This window comes from Kineosporia sp. R_H_3 (assembly GCF_002198675.1).
In the GTDB taxonomy this organism is placed as follows: Bacteria; Actinomycetota; Actinomycetes; order Actinomycetales; family Kineosporiaceae; genus R-H-3.
In genome coordinates, this window is record NZ_MWLL01000083.1 from 1 (window position 1) to 17,219 (window position 17,219).

General features: G+C 71.8%; 9 protein-coding genes, 1 tRNA gene and 1 pseudogene. 3 read left to right on the plus strand and 8 right to left on the minus strand.

Annotated elements, in window-relative coordinates:
- The first annotated feature begins 55 nt into the window (after positions 1-55).
- Complete coding sequence (locus ECOMGDLI_RS05775; RefSeq protein ID WP_088315000.1) at positions 56-3,061, plus strand: DEAD/DEAH box helicase; 3,006 nt, start codon at positions 56-58, stop codon at positions 3,059-3,061.
- On the opposite strand, the gene ECOMGDLI_RS05780 is transcribed toward ECOMGDLI_RS05775, so the two are convergent.
- Both ECOMGDLI_RS05780 and ECOMGDLI_RS05785 read right to left on the minus strand, forming a co-directional pair.
- A complete protein-coding gene (locus tag ECOMGDLI_RS05780) occupies positions 3,051-4,703 on the minus strand; it encodes a GGDEF domain-containing protein (protein WP_143447534.1) in 1,653 nt (550 codons plus the stop codon). The genes ECOMGDLI_RS05775 and ECOMGDLI_RS05780 overlap by 11 nt on opposite strands.
- Before the next feature lie 94 nt (positions 4,704-4,797).
- On the minus strand, positions 4,798-5,682 hold the full coding sequence (locus tag ECOMGDLI_RS05785; protein ID WP_143447535.1) for a hypothetical protein: 885 nt from the start codon (positions 5,680-5,682) through the stop codon (positions 4,798-4,800).
- A 197-nt stretch (positions 5,683-5,879) separates the two neighbouring features.
- Here ECOMGDLI_RS05785 and ECOMGDLI_RS05790 point away from each other — a divergent pair, with 197 nt between their 5' ends.
- Positions 5,880-6,443, plus strand: coding sequence for a heme-binding protein (locus ECOMGDLI_RS05790; protein WP_088315006.1), 564 nt, complete (start codon positions 5,880-5,882; stop codon positions 6,441-6,443).
- A 44-nt stretch (positions 6,444-6,487) separates the two neighbouring features.
- The gene (locus tag ECOMGDLI_RS05795) at positions 6,488-7,273 is read left to right on the plus strand and encodes an endonuclease/exonuclease/phosphatase family protein (RefSeq protein WP_088315008.1); all 786 of its coding nucleotides are present in this window, start codon (positions 6,488-6,490) and stop codon (positions 7,271-7,273) included.
- Between the two features lie 1,234 nt (positions 7,274-8,507).
- On the opposite strand, the gene ECOMGDLI_RS05800 is transcribed toward ECOMGDLI_RS05795, so the two are convergent.
- The 6 genes and pseudogenes from ECOMGDLI_RS05800 to ECOMGDLI_RS05820 all read right to left on the minus strand — a co-directional run bounded on the left by ECOMGDLI_RS05800 (position 8,508) and on the right by ECOMGDLI_RS05820 (position 16,984).
- Complete coding sequence (locus ECOMGDLI_RS05800; RefSeq protein ID WP_198954589.1) at positions 8,508-9,290, minus strand: potassium channel family protein; 783 nt, start codon at positions 9,288-9,290, stop codon at positions 8,508-8,510.
- Positions 9,291-9,325: 35 nt separating this feature from the next.
- Complete coding sequence (locus ECOMGDLI_RS05805; protein WP_233153331.1) at positions 9,326-10,081, minus strand: lipopolysaccharide assembly protein LapB; 756 nt, start codon at positions 10,079-10,081, stop codon at positions 9,326-9,328.
- Positions 10,082-10,165: 84 nt separating this feature from the next.
- A pseudogene (locus ECOMGDLI_RS36695) lies at positions 10,166-10,348 on the minus strand (DUF4236 domain-containing protein); the annotation flags it as partial.
- Positions 10,349-10,464: 116 nt separating this feature from the next.
- Positions 10,465-11,067, minus strand: coding sequence for a hypothetical protein (locus tag ECOMGDLI_RS05810; RefSeq protein WP_088315014.1), 603 nt, complete (start codon positions 11,065-11,067; stop codon positions 10,465-10,467).
- A gap of 161 nt (positions 11,068-11,228) precedes the next feature.
- Positions 11,229-11,310 (minus strand) — tRNA-Tyr (locus ECOMGDLI_RS05815).
- Positions 11,311-11,539: 229 nt separating this feature from the next.
- On the minus strand, positions 11,540-16,984 hold the full coding sequence (locus ECOMGDLI_RS05820; RefSeq protein ID WP_088315016.1) for a peroxidase family protein: 5,445 nt from the start codon (positions 16,982-16,984) through the stop codon (positions 11,540-11,542).
- Between the last annotated feature and the right edge of the window lie 235 nt (positions 16,985-17,219).

The following is a 17,219-nucleotide window of genomic DNA, read 5'->3' on the forward strand; positions in this document are numbered from 1 at the left end:
GCGGGTCGCCTAGCGTGGGGGCCGACCCGGGGGCGTCGAGGGGCGGAGGAGCACGGTGACGGACTGGACGCGCGCGTTCGGCACCCTGCTCCCGGACGCCGCCGCGACGCAGGACGAGCAGCCGGCCCGGGCCCCGGAGAAGCCGCGCCGGGCGCTCTTCCAGCCCGGCCTGCAGCTCGACCTCGTCACCGACGACCCCGACCGGCCGGCGACGCTGCGGGCGCGGCCGGTCGTGCCGAAGGCGTCCGGCGGCTGGCAGGTCTCCGGCGCGGCCTGGTCGTCGGTCGGGTACACCCAGCGCGGCGACCTGCCGCGGACCCGCCGCCAGCGCCGCCTCCTCACCGAGCTGCTCGCGCTGGCCCGCAGCGACCACTGGTACTCCCAGTCGAACGCCTGGCTGGACCTCACCGAGATCGACAGCCGCCGGGTCTGGGACCTGCTCTGCGAGCTGCGCGAGGCCGGGCTGCCGTTCGTGGCGCACGACAGACCGCCGGGCGAGGCCGTCGTCCACGACCCGGTGACGGCACGGCTCGACGTCCGGGCCGTCGACGACGGGCTCGACGTCACGTGCGGGCTGCACGCCGCCGACCGGTCCGCCCCCGGGGGCACGTCCGAGGGCACGTCCGAGGGCACGTCCGAGGGCACGTCCGAGGGCACGTCCGAGGGCGCGTCCGACATCCGGGTGCCGTCGCGGGCCGTGCCGCTCGGGGAGGACGGCGCCCTCGCGTGGTGGGTGCAGGAGCAGCGCGGGCGCCGGACCGTGCGGGTGCTGCACGTCGCCCCCGTGCCGCCCGCGCTCGCGCCGCATCTGGCCGCCGTCCTGCACTTCCTGCCGGTGCACGTGCCGGCGGCCGACGTCCCGCGGTTCACCACCGACTACCTGCCCCGGGTGCCGGACGTCGTCACCGTGCGGGCGTCGGGCGACGTGCCCCGGCCGGTCGTGCGGACCCGGCTGCGCGTCCTCGTCACCCCGCTGGACGACTTCGCGCTCGAGGTGCGCTGGGTCTGGGACCGCGGGCCGGGCGGCCGCCGGGACACCGCCGCCGAAGGGGTCGTCGTCGACGCCGTCCGCGCGGTGCTGCCGGACGGCGTGCTGCCGGCCGGCGGGCGTCCGGGCGACCTGCCGTCGTACACCGGGCTGCCGAACGTCGCCCGGCTCGCCGGGATGGCCGCCGTCCGGTTCGCCGAGACCGCACTGCCCGCGCTCGAGGGCGTCGAGGACGTGAGCGTCGAGGTCGCCGGCGAGCTGCCCCGGTACCGGCCCGCGCAGGCGCCGCCCGTGCTCACGTTCGACGCGCTCCGGCCGACCGACCGCGACTGGTTCGACCTCACGGTCTCGGTGAGCGTCGACGGCGAGGGCGTCCCGTTCGTCAACCTCTTCACGGCGCTCGTCAAGGGCAAGAGCCACCTCGTGCTGCCGAGCGGGGTGTACTTCCCGTTGCGGGGCGGGCAGTTCGCCGACCTCATCGCGCTCATCGAGGAGTCCCGCGGGCTCGAGGAGGCCCCCGAGGGCACGCTGCGGGTGAGCCGCTACGACGCCGGGGTCTGGGCCGACCTCGAGCGGATCGGCACCGTCGAGGGGCGGGCCCTGGAGTGGTCGCGGGCCGCGGGCGCGGTGACGCGGGCGCCGTCCGTGACCGACCACCCGCTGCCGGCCGGGCTCACCGCGACGCTGCGGCCCTACCAGCGGGCCGGCTTCGGCTGGCTGGCGACGTTGTACGCCAACGGTCTGGGCGGCGTCCTCGCCGACGACATGGGCCTGGGCAAGACGCTGCAGACGCTCGCGCTCATGTGCCACGTGCGCGAGCAGGGCCTGTCCCGGGAGCCGTTCCTCGTCGTCGCCCCGACGAGCGTCGTCGGCACCTGGCGGTCGGAGGCGGCGAAGTTCGCGCCGGGGCTGCGCGTCACGACGGTCACCGGGACGGCGGGCCGGCGCGGCGGGGTGAAGATCGGCGACCTCGCGGCGGACGCGGACGTCGTCGTCACCTCGTACGCGCTCTTCCGGCTCGAGCACGCGCAGTACCGCGGTGTGCGGTGGGCCGGGCTCGTGCTCGACGAGGCGCAGTCGGTGAAGAACCACGTGTCCGTCGGGTACGGCTACGCCCGCACCCTCGGGGCGCCCTTCGTGCTGGCCATCTCGGGCACGCCCGTCGAGAACAACCTCATGGAGCTGTGGGCGGTCGTCTCGCTCGTGGCCCCCGGGCTGCTCGGGACGCCGAAGGTGTTCAACGACGTCTACCGGCTGCCGATCGAGCGGGCCCGGGACGGCGTGCGGCTGGCGGCCCTGCGCCGCCGGATCGCGCCTCTCGTGCTGCGCCGCACGAAGGAGCAGGTCGCGCAGGACCTGCCGGAGAAGACCGAGCAGGTGCTGGAGATCGAGCTGTCGCCGCGGCACCGCGCGGCGTACCAGGCGTTCCTGCAACGGGAGCGGCGCAAGGTGCTCGGGCTCGTCGAGGACATGCCGCGCAACGCCTTCAAGATCTTCCGGTCGCTCACGCTGCTGCGTCAGGCGGCCCTCGACATCGGGCTCGTCGACGCCGACCTGCCGCCCGTGCCGTCGACGAAGCTGGACGTGCTCGTCGAGCTCGTCGACGACATCGTCGCCGAGGGCCACCGGGTGCTCGTCTTCAGCCAGTTCACCCGGTTCCTGCGGGCCGCCCGGGAGCGGGTCACGGCGGCCGGGCACGAGGTCTGCTACCTCGACGGCGCGACGACCCGGCGCGACGAGGTCGTCGCGTCGTTCCGCAGCGGCACCGCCCCGGTCTTCCTCATCAGCCTCAAGGCGGGCGGCACCGGGCTGACCCTCACCGAGGCGGACTACTGCATCGTCCTGGACCCGTGGTGGAACCCGGCGACGGAGAACCAGGCCGTCGACCGCACGCACCGGATCGGGCAGACCCGCAACGTCGTGGTCTACCGGCTCGTCGCGAAGGGCACGATCGAGGAGAAGGTCATGGCGCTCAAGGCGGCCAAGGAGGGCCTGGCCGCGAGCGTGCTGGACGACGGCGAGCTGTCGTCGACGGCGCTCACCGAGGACGACGTCCGGCGGCTCATGACGTGAGCGGGGCCCCCGCGACGGGGTCGTCGTCCGTCGCGCACCGGTTCCGGCCGGCGCTCTTGGCGCGGTACAGGTGCGAGTCGGCGCGCCCGAGCAGGCTCGACTGGGTGTCGCTCGCCCGGGCCGCGGTCACCCCGGCGCTCACCGTGACGGCCAGCCCCGGCGCCAGGTCGTCCCAGCGCTCGGACTCGACGGCCCGCCGGACCGTCTCGATGCGGCGCAGCGCGACCCGAGGGTCGGCGACGACCTGGACGACGAGGAACTCCTCGCCGCCGAGCCGGGCCGCGAACCCCGGCGGGACCTCGTCCGGCCCGGTGCCGACGCCGCCGACGGTCGCGGCGAGGATCGACCCCACGCGGCGCAGCACCTGGTCCCCCACCGTGTGGGAGAACGTGTCGTTGACGCGCTTGAAGTGGTCGGCGTCGACGACGGCGGCGACGAGCAGGACGCCCCGGGTCGCCGCCTCCTTGAGGTAGTGCGGCAGCTCCTCGTCGACGAAGCGCCGGTTGTACAGGTCGGTGAGCGGGTCGGTGCGGGCCTGCTCCCAGAACCGTTGCGCGGCCCGGCGGGCCTCGGCGGTCTCGAAGAGCGCCTGCCGGGTGCGGGCCGCGGCTTCCTGCTGCCGCGAGCGCAGGACGACCGACTCGCCGTGGAAGAACCGGTGGGCCCGGTAGGCGTCCTCGTAGAGCCCGCGTGCCGCGAGGATCTCGGCGCGCACCCGCAGTGCCTGCACCCGGACGCCGCCGAGGTCGCGTTCCCGGCAGACGACGATGCACCGGTCGAGCTCCTGCTGGGCCGCCTCCAGCCTGCCCTGCGCGAGGAGGATCTCCGCGAGGGTCAGGGCGAGCTCGGCCGGGGTCGCGGCCTGCGAGTTCCCGCGCTCCGCGAGCAGCCGGTAGCCCTGGCGGGCCATCTCCTCGGCGCCGGTGAGGTCCTCGGCGGCGAGCAGCACGCGCGCGATCGTGTCCGACAGCGAGGCGTCGATGCCCTCCTCGCCGCCGACCTCGCGCAGCGCGGCGACGACCTCGAGCGCGCGCGGGACGTCCCCGGCCTCGTACTCGAGCATGGCGAGGTTGTTGAGCACGGTGCGGTGCCGCTCCCGGTCCCCGAGGGCGACGTAGATCTCCTCCGCCTCGCGGTAGCGGCGCCGGGCCTGGTCCCGCTCGCCGGCCCCGTTGACGGCCGTCGCGTCGGCCAGGCGCAGCAGGTAGTTGCCGCGGTCTCGGGCGGTGCCGCCGTCCCCGAGCAGGTCGATGGCGCGGACGGCGTGGTCGAGGGCCGACGCGACGTCGCCGATGCTCTCGAAGACCGAGGACAGCACGAGGTGGGTGCGCGCGAGCAGCGACCGCGTGCCGTTCGCCGCGGCCCAGTTGTTCACCTCGACGGCCAGGGCCGCCCCCTCGACCGCGCTGCCGACCCGGTGGAGCATGTCGGCGACGACGAGGCGGGCGCGCATCGCACCGAGGAGCCAGCCGGCCTCGAGGGCCTCCTGCTCCGCCGTCCGCGCGGCCCGCAGGCGCCCCTCGACGTCGGAGGACCGGTGGCGCTCGAGGGCGTCGAGCGTCGCGGCGAGCGCGGCCGACGGGTCCGCCGTGAGCGGTGCGGACGTGTCCGTGGGCGGCGGGGAGGGCGGCAGGCCGGTCATGCCCGGCTCACCTCGACTCCTCGTCCTGCACCCGGACGGACCACCTCGCCAGTGTGCCATGTGATCGGTCACGTCCCGCCGGGGCGGGTGCGACCTACCGGGGGTCGTCCGCACCGACCGCGCGGACCGCGCCGTCGGCGCCGTCGATGTCGCCGGCGTCGTCCGCGAAGGCGTCCCGCGACACGAGGAGCACGCGCGCACCGGGCATCGGTGTCACCGTGAGGTGGCGGGCGTCCTGCACGCCGCCGCCGGGCGCGAGGACGACGATCCGCCGGGACCGCGGTTCACCGGCGCGCACCGCCGCGACGACGAGCCCGCCGAGCTCGGCACCCCAGTGCCGGCCGACGAGCTGGTCGAGCCGGCTGCCGGCGACCTGGTTCGGCTCGAGGCCCAGCGACAGGGCCGCGCTGCGGTTCGCGTGGACGACGCGGAGGCGGCCCTCCAGCTCGGCCTCCCCGAGGTCTGCGGCGTCGGGGACCTCGAGCACGACGAGCGCGTCGTCCGCCGCGTCGAGCGCCGCGCCGAGCAGCGCGGCCCGCTCGTTGGCGAGGCGCAGCGTCTCCTGGAGGATCTGCTCGCCGACGATCTGGTCGGTGACGTCCCGCCAGGTCGACAGCACGAGGTTCTCGTCGATCCGCATCGCGATCGAGTCGGTCGTCCCCGCGGCCGCGGTGCCGCTGAACGTCGTCCGCACCCGCTGGAGCCGCCCTGTCGCGAGAGCCCGGCGGAAGGCGTCGACCATCGGCGCGCAGCTCGGGCCGAGCAGGGTCTCGACGTCCCGCCCGACGAGGCCGGCCGGGTCGTCCGTGAAGGGCGCGGCGCCGGACTTGTTGATCATCTCGAGGGTGAAGCCGGTGACCACGCCGTCGGCGTCCCGGCGGGCCCGGTGGATGGCGAAGCCGTCGGGCGTCACCGACAGGGCGGCGGCGAGCAGGTCCGCCGGACCGATCGCCGTCGCGGTGGCCGCCACACAGTCCATCGGGTTCCCTCCGCGGTACGTCGGAGCAGACGGTGTTCGCCGGCCCCTGATCACGAAGTGTCATGCCTGATGGACGCCACGTCGCGGGACACGACCGGTGCGGGGCCGTTTTCTTTCCCCCGAGGGGTTCGCGGCGGGAGCGTGGGCGCGGGCCGACGCCGCCGGGCCGGATCCCCGGGACCGGCCTACGGTGGATCGTGACCGAGTCCCAGAAGTACACGGTGGTGGCGCAGCACGCAGGGTTCGAGGTGCGGTGCTACGCGGCCCACGTCGTCGCGGAGGTGACCGTGACGGGTCCTGCGGACGAGGCCGGCAACCGGGCCTTCCGGCCGCTCGCGGGCTACATCGGGGGTCGCAACGTCACCGGCCGGAGCGTCGCGATGACCGCGCCCGTCCTGCAGCAGAAGGCCGCGGGCCGGTCGATCGCGATGACCGCCCCGGTGCTCCAGGAGGCCACCGGGCCGGACACGTCCGTCGTGGGCTTCGTCATGCCGGCCGACGAGTCCCTCGAGACGCTGCCCGCGCCGACCGACCTGGACGTCTCCCTGCGCGCCGTCCCGGAGGGTTTCGCCGCGGCTGCGCAGTACTCCGGCCGCTGGACCCTGAGCAGCTACGAGCAGCACCTCGCCGACCTCGACGCCGCGGTGCGGGCGGCCGGGCTGCTGGTCGTCGGCCCGGCCCGGTGGGCGCGCTACGACCCGCCGTGGAAGCCCTGGTTCCTGCGCCGCAACGAGGTACTGCTGCCGGTGGCGGCGCCCTGACCCTGACGCCCGGTCCGGCGCCGGCGGGGCGCGATACTGCCCCGGTGCGGATCCTCAGCCTCAACGCGTGGGGCGGCGCGATGTTCGACGACCTCGCCGCCTGGCTGCCGTCAGCGGAGGCGGACGTGCTGTGCCTGCAGGAGGTGACCCGGTCGCCGACGTCCGGGTGGACGCGCTTCTCGGACGCCGAGCGGGACCTGCCGCAGCGCGCCGACCTCTTCGACGACGTCCGGGGCCTGCTGCCCCGGCACCGGGGCTTCTTCGCGGCGAGCGACTGCGGGCCGGTGGACGACGCGGACGGCACCCGGCACCGGCAGGAGTTCGGGATCGCCGCGTTCGTCGCCCCCGGCACGACCGTCCTGGAGGAGCGCTCGGCGTTCGTCCACGGCGCCTACGTCGAGCACGGGCAGTGGCCGGCGAGCGGCCGGCCGCGGGTCGCCCACGCGATGCGGCTGCAGGCGGCGGCGCAGGTCGTGACCGTCGTCCACCTGCACGGCCTGCGCGACACGGCCGGCAAGGGCGACACCCCTGACCGGGCCCGCCAGGCCGACCGGATCGCCGACCTCGTCGTCCGGACCCGCCGCGACGGCGACCTCGTCGTGGTCTGCGGCGACCTCAACCTGCTGCCGGGCAGCGCGACCTTCGCGACGCTCGCGGACATCGGCCTCGTCGACCTCGTCGGCACCGCCGACACCCGGACGTCGCGCTACGCCAAGCCGCTCCGGCACGCGAGCTACCTGCTCGTGTCGGACCCCTCGGCGGTGGAGCGTTTCGAGGTCGTCGAGGCGCCCGAGGTGTCCGACCACCGGGCGTTGCTGCTGGAGGTCTGAGTCGCTGGGCGACGGGCAGCCGCTGTCCCGGTCACCGGCTCGCGTCAGCGACGTCGGAGCCACTCCGGGGCGGGCGGTAGGTCGACCCGCATGGGCCCTCCCCCTGTTGCGCACGTAGGTCTCATAGTCCGCGAAGTGCCGGCGTCGGCCGAGGGGGTAGTGCGCGTAGTGGTCGAAGTGCCAACGACAGTCCTCGACGAACCGGGCGTGATCGTCCAGACGAGTTCGCGCGCGCGTACGCCGAGACACCTACGCGGTGTCGGGGCACTGACCTACACCGGAGAACTACGCCAGAACCCCTTCGCGGGTGAGCTAAGAAGCCACACAAGGCGAGAATCTCTCTTCGGCCGCGGTGAACTCCAGTGGAATTCCTAACCCTGGCGATCTCCAACAACGCATCGTGGAGATCGCTGCCTTCCTCCGCGAGCGCGATGGAATGATCCCTCGCGACGCCTGAGCTGACTCGCAGGGACGCCACTATGCAGTGCAAGCCAGGAGCGGCTTGGGGGCTGGCCGGGTACAGCTAGTCGCTCGCACGACCCCCGCCGATGAAGGATCGCCGATGAAGGATCGCCGATGAAGGATCGCCGATGAAGGATCGTAGACGCGAATGCGTCAGCTACGACCCGTAGCACGATCCCGCTGACGCAATGCCAGCTCGTCAGCAACAGCCTGCACAATGTCAGCAAAGCGGCCAGCATCCTCTTGCGAAGAGTATGGGAAGCCCATTTCTCTCTCCAGATCCCGTTCAGCCTTCCTTCGTATACTCATTAGCTCGCGCTCAGAGTGATACTGGTACGGCCGCTGCATCGGAGTCTGCTCCTTGTCTGGGCATGTCACGCTCACCGTCGTCGTCAGCCGCCCGCCAGCCCGTCGACTGTTTCTGATTTCTGGTCGCGCGATCCAATCAGCAACTACCTCGGGACAGCCCTCAACTGGGACCCTCGGTGGAACGGGAATGCCCGGGGGTTGCCATCGCCGCCGCGAACTTGATGCCCGCCATCCGGTTTGTGTTCGATGAGATCAATGTCCTCGAGCATGGCGCGGAGTTCCTCCTTGTGCTCCGGCGAAGCGTGAGAAGGGGGTCCACCCGGATCCGGCTTGAGCTGCTCCGCGAGCCGGTGAGGCGGGCGAACGGACCATCACCACCGAGCCCGATCGGACCACCTGCCCCGACTGCCTCGCTGTCCCCAACCTGGCAATGCGAAGCCACGCCGTGCAGACCCGGTCACGATCACGAGCCATCGAGGTGGCCTGCCTGGCGGTCGGCCCGGCCGACTTCGACCGGTGAGGCTGAGGTACTGAGCCGTTCCACCTCCCGGCGCAGCGCATGCAGTTCTGCCGTCAGTCCGGCGAGGTCCCGCCTCGTGGCCGCCTGCGTCTCCGATTCGACCTCCCGGATCCGATCGAGGAGCCACGACGCCAGGCCGGCGGTCACGATCCCCAGCAAGGCGATTCCACCCAGCATCAGCAGGATGGCCACGAGCCGGCCCGTCCCGGTCATCGGAAATCTGTCCCCGTAGCCGACCGTGGTTACAGTGGTCGCCGCCCACCAGACCGCGTCGGAGAAGTCCGTGATGTTGGCGTCCGGGTTCTTGCGCTCTGCATCGAGGACGGCCAAAGCCGAGCAGAACACGATCAGCGTGGTCGCGCCGGCCGCATACACGGCCACCCGGCCTCGCAGAGAACTCGACGCACGCCGGTTCAACACATCCAGGAGCGTCAACAGCCGCAGCATCCGCAGCGGACGCAGCAGCGGCAGCGCCATGACCACCAGGTCGACCACGTGGGTCACGACGAACTTGCCCCGGCGCTCACTCAGGACCAAGCGCACGCAGTAGTCGGCCACGAACGCCACCCAGACACACCAGCTGACGGCCGAACAGACGGACCGCCAGCCGCTCGCCAGGTCCGGGCGCAGGATCGGGAGCGCGTACGCGGCCAGGAAGACGACCGCCAGTGCGGTCAGCGGCCACTCCATCCGCGCTTCCCACGCCCTGCGGCGATGATCCTCCACCGTCTCAGGATGCCTGGCCGGCGGCGGTATGGAGGTCACTCTCGGATCTGGGCGAGGGCCTGGCTCAGACCCGGGTATGCGGAGTCTTCCGCGAGGATGCGTTCCAGGTCCCGTCGCGCCAGCCCGTTGCGCCCCTTGTCGAGGTGGACCTGTGCGCGCTCGATGAGGGCTCGATGGCGAACCTCCGGCGCCCGGGAACGTGCCCGCAGCGCTTCGGTCAGGCAGTCCTTGGCCGCGTCATGGTGCTCCAACTCGCGCAACGCCACGCCGCGCATCACCAGCAGGAAAGCCGACGCGTCATCGTCGTTCTCGACGCCCTCCGTCATCTCGACCACTTCCCGGTACCTGCCCGCGGCGCAGTACAGCTCTGCCGCAGAGATGCCGACCGCCCCGGAAGGTGGCAGAGCCTCTACCGCGGCAATCGCCGCAGCCAAGTCACCGGCCTCCTGGTGCAGCTCGGCCAAAGCCAGCCCGACGGCCTCACGGCACAGCGGCATCTCCACGCTGACCCCGTCAGCGATCGGGATGGTCAGACGGGACGCGGAGATGTACTTGACCACGAAGGGGTCGCTCTCCGGCACGAATCCCGACAGCAGCGACTGGTGCAACAACTGACGCGCACGGCCATGGTCGCCCGACTGATGGGCGAACAACCCGTCGAGGGTCATGCACAGGGGACGAGCGTTTGGGTACTCGGCCGCCACCTGCTCCAACGTCTTCGACGACGACCGAGCGACCAGGACCCCGTAGAGCGCCTTCTCCCACGAGGGTGCAGTCAGGCCCGGCTTCACCGGCGAAGCAGATGCCGCCGGAACAGATCGAGACGCCGGCCGTCCAGCCGATCCCGTACCGATGCGCTTCGTATGCGAGATCCCGGAGCCAGGCACCCCGATCGTCCGCGAGAGGCCACCGCCTGCCCGCTTCGTGACTCGGACACCGCCGCCCCCGACGGAGTACCCGACGCCCGAGCGACTCACCGTCATCCGAACGCCCGGGGCGAGCTTGAACGACTTACTCAGGCGCAGGCCCAAGGCTGCTCCAATCAACGACCGGGACACTGATCGTAATCACTCGACCGCGAAACGCCGCCCTGTTCAGCGATTCGACTGAACGCCTGCCTGTCCCCCTGATCGAGTGGCCCATCGAAACCGCTAGTTCAATGGAATCCTTCGGCTTACTTCTCGGACTGAGAGACCACAGCGCCGCCCGCGGTCATCTCGAACCGATCTTGCAGGACTGCCATCTGCTCTAGACGCTCCTTCTCTCCCATCTCAAGCCGGCCTCCGCGGAAGAAGGGCAACTCATCCTGGAGCGCGAAGATCAGGATCGTCATGCGTAGGTGAACGCGCCTCAGGCGGTCCCGCACGGCGCGGATGTACTCAAGATCCTTGGGGTCGCCCTTGGCCCGCATCCCGACTGAACCCTTGACCTTCGTGAACGCCATCCACTTCTCAGGGTCGACGGAGTGTCGCAGCCACATGTCGTGCACAACGCGGTTGCGCTCGACGTTCGCGGTCTTGGCAGCATCCAAGATCGACAGGGCAGCCTCCCGAAGCTCTCCGTCGGGAAACATCGTCTTGAGCATCAAGCGGCAGTCGTCGATGAGCCGGCTTGTGCTGGCTATATCGGCGACCAGGACGATCGCCGCCGACGGCATAACTAGGGCCTGGTACACCTGCCGCAGGGCGAAGTCGACGTTGACATGAGCACGAGCGACCCGGCCGATCTCCAGATCGAGTTGGTCTTCCAGACCGAGTGGACCCTCGGCATTCACCATGATCGCTCTCCGCGCACCTAGTCAGTCACAGTCGTGCGCCCCGTGCCCCCTGCGTGCCCCAAACCTCGGCGAAACTGGGTCGCAGACGGTCAACAGCGGTCCTTCACAGGAACGGCCCCCGACCTACGTTTCCGCTGGTCAGGGGCCGTTTCTGTTGCGTGTGGCGGGTGTAGGGTTCGAACCTACGTAGGCTGTGCCGACAGATTTACAGTCTGCTCCCTTTGGCCACTCGGGCAACCCGCCGTGCGTCACCGGCAGGACCGGTGCAGCGCGTACACGATACCAAGCCCGCGACCGTGGTCGCGCACCCCTTACGGGGACCGCCCGCCGTCCGGTCGCTCGGGGGCGCGGACCGGACGGCGGGCGGGCTGACGGGGGTGCCCGGGGAGGAGCTCCCCCGTCGGGTGGCGGCCCGGGCGGGCACGCCGGACGGACGGCGCCGGTCAGGGGCGTGACCGGCGCCGTCCTGCGTTCACGGGGCCAGGACGAAGTCCTGGATCGTGATCTGGGCGAGGGTCTCGCCGTTGAGCGTGACCGTCTGGGTCGCCGAACCGTCGACCCGGACCCTCACGTTGGCCCCGACCTGGGTGATCGCGACGCGGGCCGCGAAGTTCCCGGCGGTCACCCCGAGGGACGACAGGTCGAGCAGGTCCTGGCCGTCCGTGGGGTTCTGGTCGAAGCCGGTGATCGTGTCGGTCCCGAAGACGCCTCCGCCGGCCGCGGCGCTGAGGAAGACGAAGACGTCGTTGTCGGCGCCGCCGTTCATCGCGTCGTTGCCCGTGCCGCCGGTGATCCGGTCCGCGCCGTCGCCGCCGTTCAGGGTGTCGTTCCCGGCCGCGCCACGGATGTCGTCCGCCGCCGCCGAACCCGTCACGGTGTCGTTGCCGCCGCCGGCGTCGATGAACTCGATGCCGTCGAGGGTGACGCCGCCGAAGTTCACGCTCTGCACGCCGCCGTTCGGGCCGAGCCCGATGCTCACCCCGGCGAACGTGCCGCCGGAGATCTGCTCGACGCCGGCGAGGGCGCTCAGGCCGATCACCGTGCCGCCGGCCGTCGCCCGGACCACGTCGGTCCCGGCGCCGCCGTTGACGTTGTCGAACCCGTCCCCGGGGGCGACGAGGATCGTGTCGTCACCGGCCCCGGCAGTGATCGCGTCGTTGCCCGGACCACCGGTCACGGTGTCCGCACCGCCACCCATGTTGAGGGTGTCGTTGCCGCCGAGCCCGTCGGCGACGTCGGCGTTACCGGTGCCGTTGAACGCGTTGGCACCTGCGGTGCCGACGAAGTTCGCGCCGGTCCCGGCCGTCGCCGCCGACGTCACCGCGTTGGCGAAGCCCTGCCCGTCCGTCCAGGAGATCCGCAGCCGGAGGGCCTGGTTCACGTCGGCCGCCACCGGGGTGTACGACGACGTCGTCGCCCCCGGGATGGCCGTCCCGGCGCCGCCGCCGCGCAGCCACTGGAACTGGAGCGTGCCCAGCCCGTCGGCGTCCGCGACGTCGTTCGTCGAGGTGATCAGGCTGCCCTGGAGCGGCGTGGTGTCGTCCAGGGTGATGGTCCCGGTCGGTGCGTCGTTCACGGCGACGATCGGGCCGACGACGGCCGACTCCCTGCTCTCGGGGGTGCCGAGGTTGTCGAGGAAGTTCGCGACCACCTTGACGAACCTGCCGGCGACCGCGTCACCGAGCGGGAGCGTCGTCCCGGTGCCCACCTGGCCGAACGGACCGGCCGCGGCCGCGCCGGCGAACCACGTGTAGGTGATCGACGCGGCGTTCACACCGTTCGGGTCGTCGAACGCCCGGACGGCGGTGAGCGTCTGGTCCTCCGCCAGGGTGCCGGTGACGTCCACCGTGCCGGTGGCCGGCTGCGGCGGGATCGGACCGCCGATCTGGACGGTCGCGTCGGCGAACTGCACGAACTCGATGTTCCGCAGCGTGTCGACGCCGTCGGTGCCCACGGTGTCCGTGATCCGGGCGTTCCCGTCACCCAGGACGTCGAGGGTGTAGTTCGCCCGCGGCCCGGCGAAGAACGCCGTGTCCGAGTCGCCCGGTGCCGGGCTCGTCGTGATGTAGCGGCGGATCTGCAGCGTGCCGGGGTCGAGGGTGCCGGCGAAGACGGCCGCCTCGACGGCCCCCATGCTCTCGACGGTCGTCGACCCGTTGCGCAGGCCGACCTCGAGCATCGCGTCGCCGTCGATGAGGTCGTCACCGCCCCGGCCCTCGAGGGTGTCGCTGCCGGCACCGCCGAGGATGATGTTGCCGCCGTTGAAGGACGTCGCACCGCCGAGCACGGTGTCCAGGCCCTCGATCCGGGCGATGCCCTCTGCCGTCAGCTCGTGGTTGTCGGTCGCCGGGTCGCCGACCGCCGCGGCGAGGTCTGCCGCCGTCCGGTCGTCGCCGCGCAGGATGTCGTCCTGGGGACCGCCGGACAGGCCCTCCACGAGGTCGAACCGGTCACGGATGTTGTCCAGGTCCGGCGGGAGCGGGATGCCGGTGATCGCCAGGTCGGCGTTCGCGGCCTGCGGGTCACGCTCGTACGTCGTCCAGTCGAAGCCGAAGACGCCCTCGTTCCGCTCGATGCCGGGGCCGGTCACCATGATGTCGTCGCCGGCCTCGGCGTCGTAGTCGTCGTTGCCCGCGTCACCGATGATGACGTCGTGGCCCCGCAGGTCACTGTTCAGCTCCCGACCGCCGAGCCCGCCCTGGAGCAGGTCGGCGCCCGCGCCGCCCTCGATCCAGTCCGAGCCCTCGTCGCCGAAGACGGTGCTCTCCGAGTCGCCGCCCTTGATGAAGTCGTCCCCGTCGTCGCCGAACGTCTCCTTGATGTCGACGCCCGCGTTGACGAAGTCCTTGCCGGAGCCGGCGAGGATCAGGTCGCCGGTGCCGGGACCGCCGTTGATGGCGTCGTCGCCGGCACCGCCCTTGAGGACGTCGATGCCGAACGTGTCGGTCATGATGTCGTCGCCGTCACCGCCGAGGACGAAGTCGTTGCCCGCACCGCCCTCGAGCCGGTCGTTGCCGCCGTCGCCCCAGAGCGAGTCGTCACCGTCGCCTGCCGTGAGCCGGTCGTTGTTCGGCGAACCGCCCATGACGATGTGCTCGCCGCCGGTGAAGCGGACCGTGCCGTTGCTGAGCCGGGTCACGAGCGACGCCTCCACGACCCCGGTGTCCGGGTCGTCGATGACGCTGCCGTTGACGTTGTCGATCTCGATCACGTGGTTCGGGGTCGAGAAGACGTCGTGCGGCAGGTGGGTCTCGGACGTCGGGAGCCCGATGTCGGTGTTCTTGAGGATGATCTCGGCGAACGAGTTCGACTCGAGCTCCGTGAGGAAGTTCAGGCCGACGTTGCGGCTCAGGTAGTAGAGCCGGTCGCCGTCCTGGAGCGCTTCCATCTGGGTCTCGAAGACGAAGTTGAACGAGGAGCCGAGCATCCCGCCGAACGGCATCGGACGCTCCGCGAGGCCGCCGATCCAGAAGTCGACGTCGTCCAGGCCACCCTTGCCGGTGTAGGCGCCGGTCGCACCGAGGAAGTCGCCACGGTCGGCCGGTGCACCCGGGCCGCCGTCGACGAGCAGCAGGGCCGCCGCCTTCTTACCGGCGAGCGTGTCCGCGTTGTCGGCGGACTCGTCCGTCGTCGTCAGCCCGTCGTCGACGAGGATGCCGTCCGCACCGGCGTCCGTCAGGGCCGGGTGGACGCCGTACGCCGCGACGAAGTTCACGAGCGACTCGGGGTTGCGCAGCTCGAGCCCGAACTCCTCCCAGCTGTCGTACGGGCGCAGCGCCGGGTGGTTCGTCGCCGCGAAGAAGTCGGCGCGCGCCGCGTTGAGCGGCGGGATGCCGGTGTCGCGACCGCGGGCCAGGTTGAGCGCAGCGAGGTCGAGGGGCAGCCCGAGGAGGTTGTCGCGCACCGCGTCGGTGACGAACTCGTCGAGCTCGTTGCCGACCTGCGCGGTCATCCCGCGGACGACCTGGCCGGCGCCCTCGTCCGGGGTGAGCCCGGTCGCGCCGTCCTGGGTGAACGCCTGCGGGTTGAGGAAGGCCTCGATGAGACCCATCGAGTTGTCCGAGCCGTCCGCCGCCTCGCGGTCGACGGTCTCGGTGAGCATCGAGTGCCCGAACCGGTAGACCGTGTGCGCGAACTCGGCGGTGATCGCCGGGTCGATGTTCGTCTCGTAGCCGGTGAAGATGTTCACCTCGGGCTGCAGCTTGCGGGCGAACTCCTCGAACACGAGGTGCTGGTACTGCATCTCGGTGCCGAAGCGTGCGGCCTGGAAGATGCGCTCGCCGTTCCACTCCCGTGCCGCGACGTAGGCGTTGAGCTCGGCCGCGGAGTCGACGTCCTCGGCGGCGGGCAGGGCGGCGACGGGGGTCGCGAGCCACTCGTTGAGGAACGGGAGGCTGCTGCGGGACAGTGCGGTCTGGACGACCGACGTCTTCACCGCGCCGGCGAGCCGGTTGTGCTCGGAGTGGAAGACGTGGTGGACGGCGGTGAGCCCGATGTTCTCGTTGCCGCGGCCGTCACCGGTGATGAAGTGCGCGCCGAGCATCTCGTCGTCGTACGTGCCGGGCAGCCCGTCGTCCGTCGTCCCGGGGTCGGTGTCCGGGGTCTGCGGGACCTTCGGCGTCGCGGGGTCGCTGTCATGGTCCCAGGTGCCCGGGGCGGCGTGGTGGGCGATGTCGTCGAGGAACGCGTGGTTGGTGCGGACGACGCCGCTCGTGGAGGCGGCGCCGTCGGGGCCGCCGTCCCGGAAGCCGCCGGCCGACAGCTCGAGCTGGGCGTAGCCGTTGCCGGCCAGGACCAGCTTGCCGTAGGCGTCCGTCCGCAGCTTCGGCACGTTGAGGACGTCCTGGTCGGTGAGCGTCACGCCGAGCAGGGTGCGCGCCTGCGCCTTGACGTCGGCCCAGGTCGCGAGGCCCTTGCCGCCGTTGAGGACGGAGTCGAGGAAGTTGCCGGTCGCGACCGTCTGGCCACCGCGGCGGACGTACTCGCGCAGGAAGGCCTGGTGCGCCGGGTGCGAGGTGTAGGTCTGGTTCTGGTCGACGAACGGGGTCGTCGTGTTCGTGTGCTCGTGGACGTCGTCCGCGCTCTCGTCGACCGTGGGCGTCGAGGGGTCGTCACCGACGCGGCCGTCGAGGCCGGGCTGGTTCGTCGCGCGGGTGAGCGTCATGAAGCGCCGCTCGGGCGGCAGGTCGTCGGCCGCTTCGTCGGCGGCCGTCCCCGGGTCGTCGCCACGGACGCCGTCCGGGCCGGCGATGAGCGGGTCGTCGTCCTTCAGCGGCATGATGACCGTGCCGGAGCCGCCCTTCGTCACGAGGTCGAGCCCGTGGTCGAAGAACTGGCCGAACAGGGTGAACCACGAGTTGTACGGCGCGGAGAGGCCCTCGTCCGGCGCCGTGTTCGGGATGAAGTTGATCCCGTCGGAGACGCTGCTGCCGACCGGCTCGTTGTCCGCCGTCCGGACCCGCGCGGCGTTGGCCGCTGCGTTGTCCGTGGACTGGTCCACGATCGCGTTGCTCACGACGCGGGGGTCTGCGTCGACGACGAGCCCGGACTTCTGCTGGTACGTCGAGACCGGCGCTCCGGGGGCGCCGAAGATGCCCGGCTGGTCCGCCGTCCGGAAGACCGGGGTGGTGAGGCGCGGGAAGACCCGGTCGGCCGCCCCGTACGCGCTCTGCCCGGGCTGGAGGTTGTTGAACCGGCCGTCGACGGTGCGCAGGCCGTACGGCAGCGATGCGTCGGGCACCATCGTCGGCCCGAGCAGCGGCGTGCCGGCCGCGTTCTGCTCGGCGATCTGGATCTGTCGGAGGAAGAAGTCGAGGTCGCTGTCGTTGAGCACGACCGCGTTCGCCGCCCCTGGTGCACCGACGACGAGCGCGGCGCAGACCGCGGCCCCCAACGTCGCCCTGATGGTTCCCCTCATGGTCAGCCCCTTGGTGAACGTCCGGCGGCGCGTCGCAGCGACCGACGCCGGGCATGCGTCATCACGGACGCACGCATGACTGGGTCCGCACGAGCGAGCGTGCGGTGGTCTCGGGCATCCATGACGGACGCCTCCCGGGACGGGGTCCCGGGCCACCATGGTGGATCTTCAATTCACGAATCAGTACTGCTGATCGCGAATTCCCCCTGAATTAGGGGGGCCTTCCCCAGGGGGG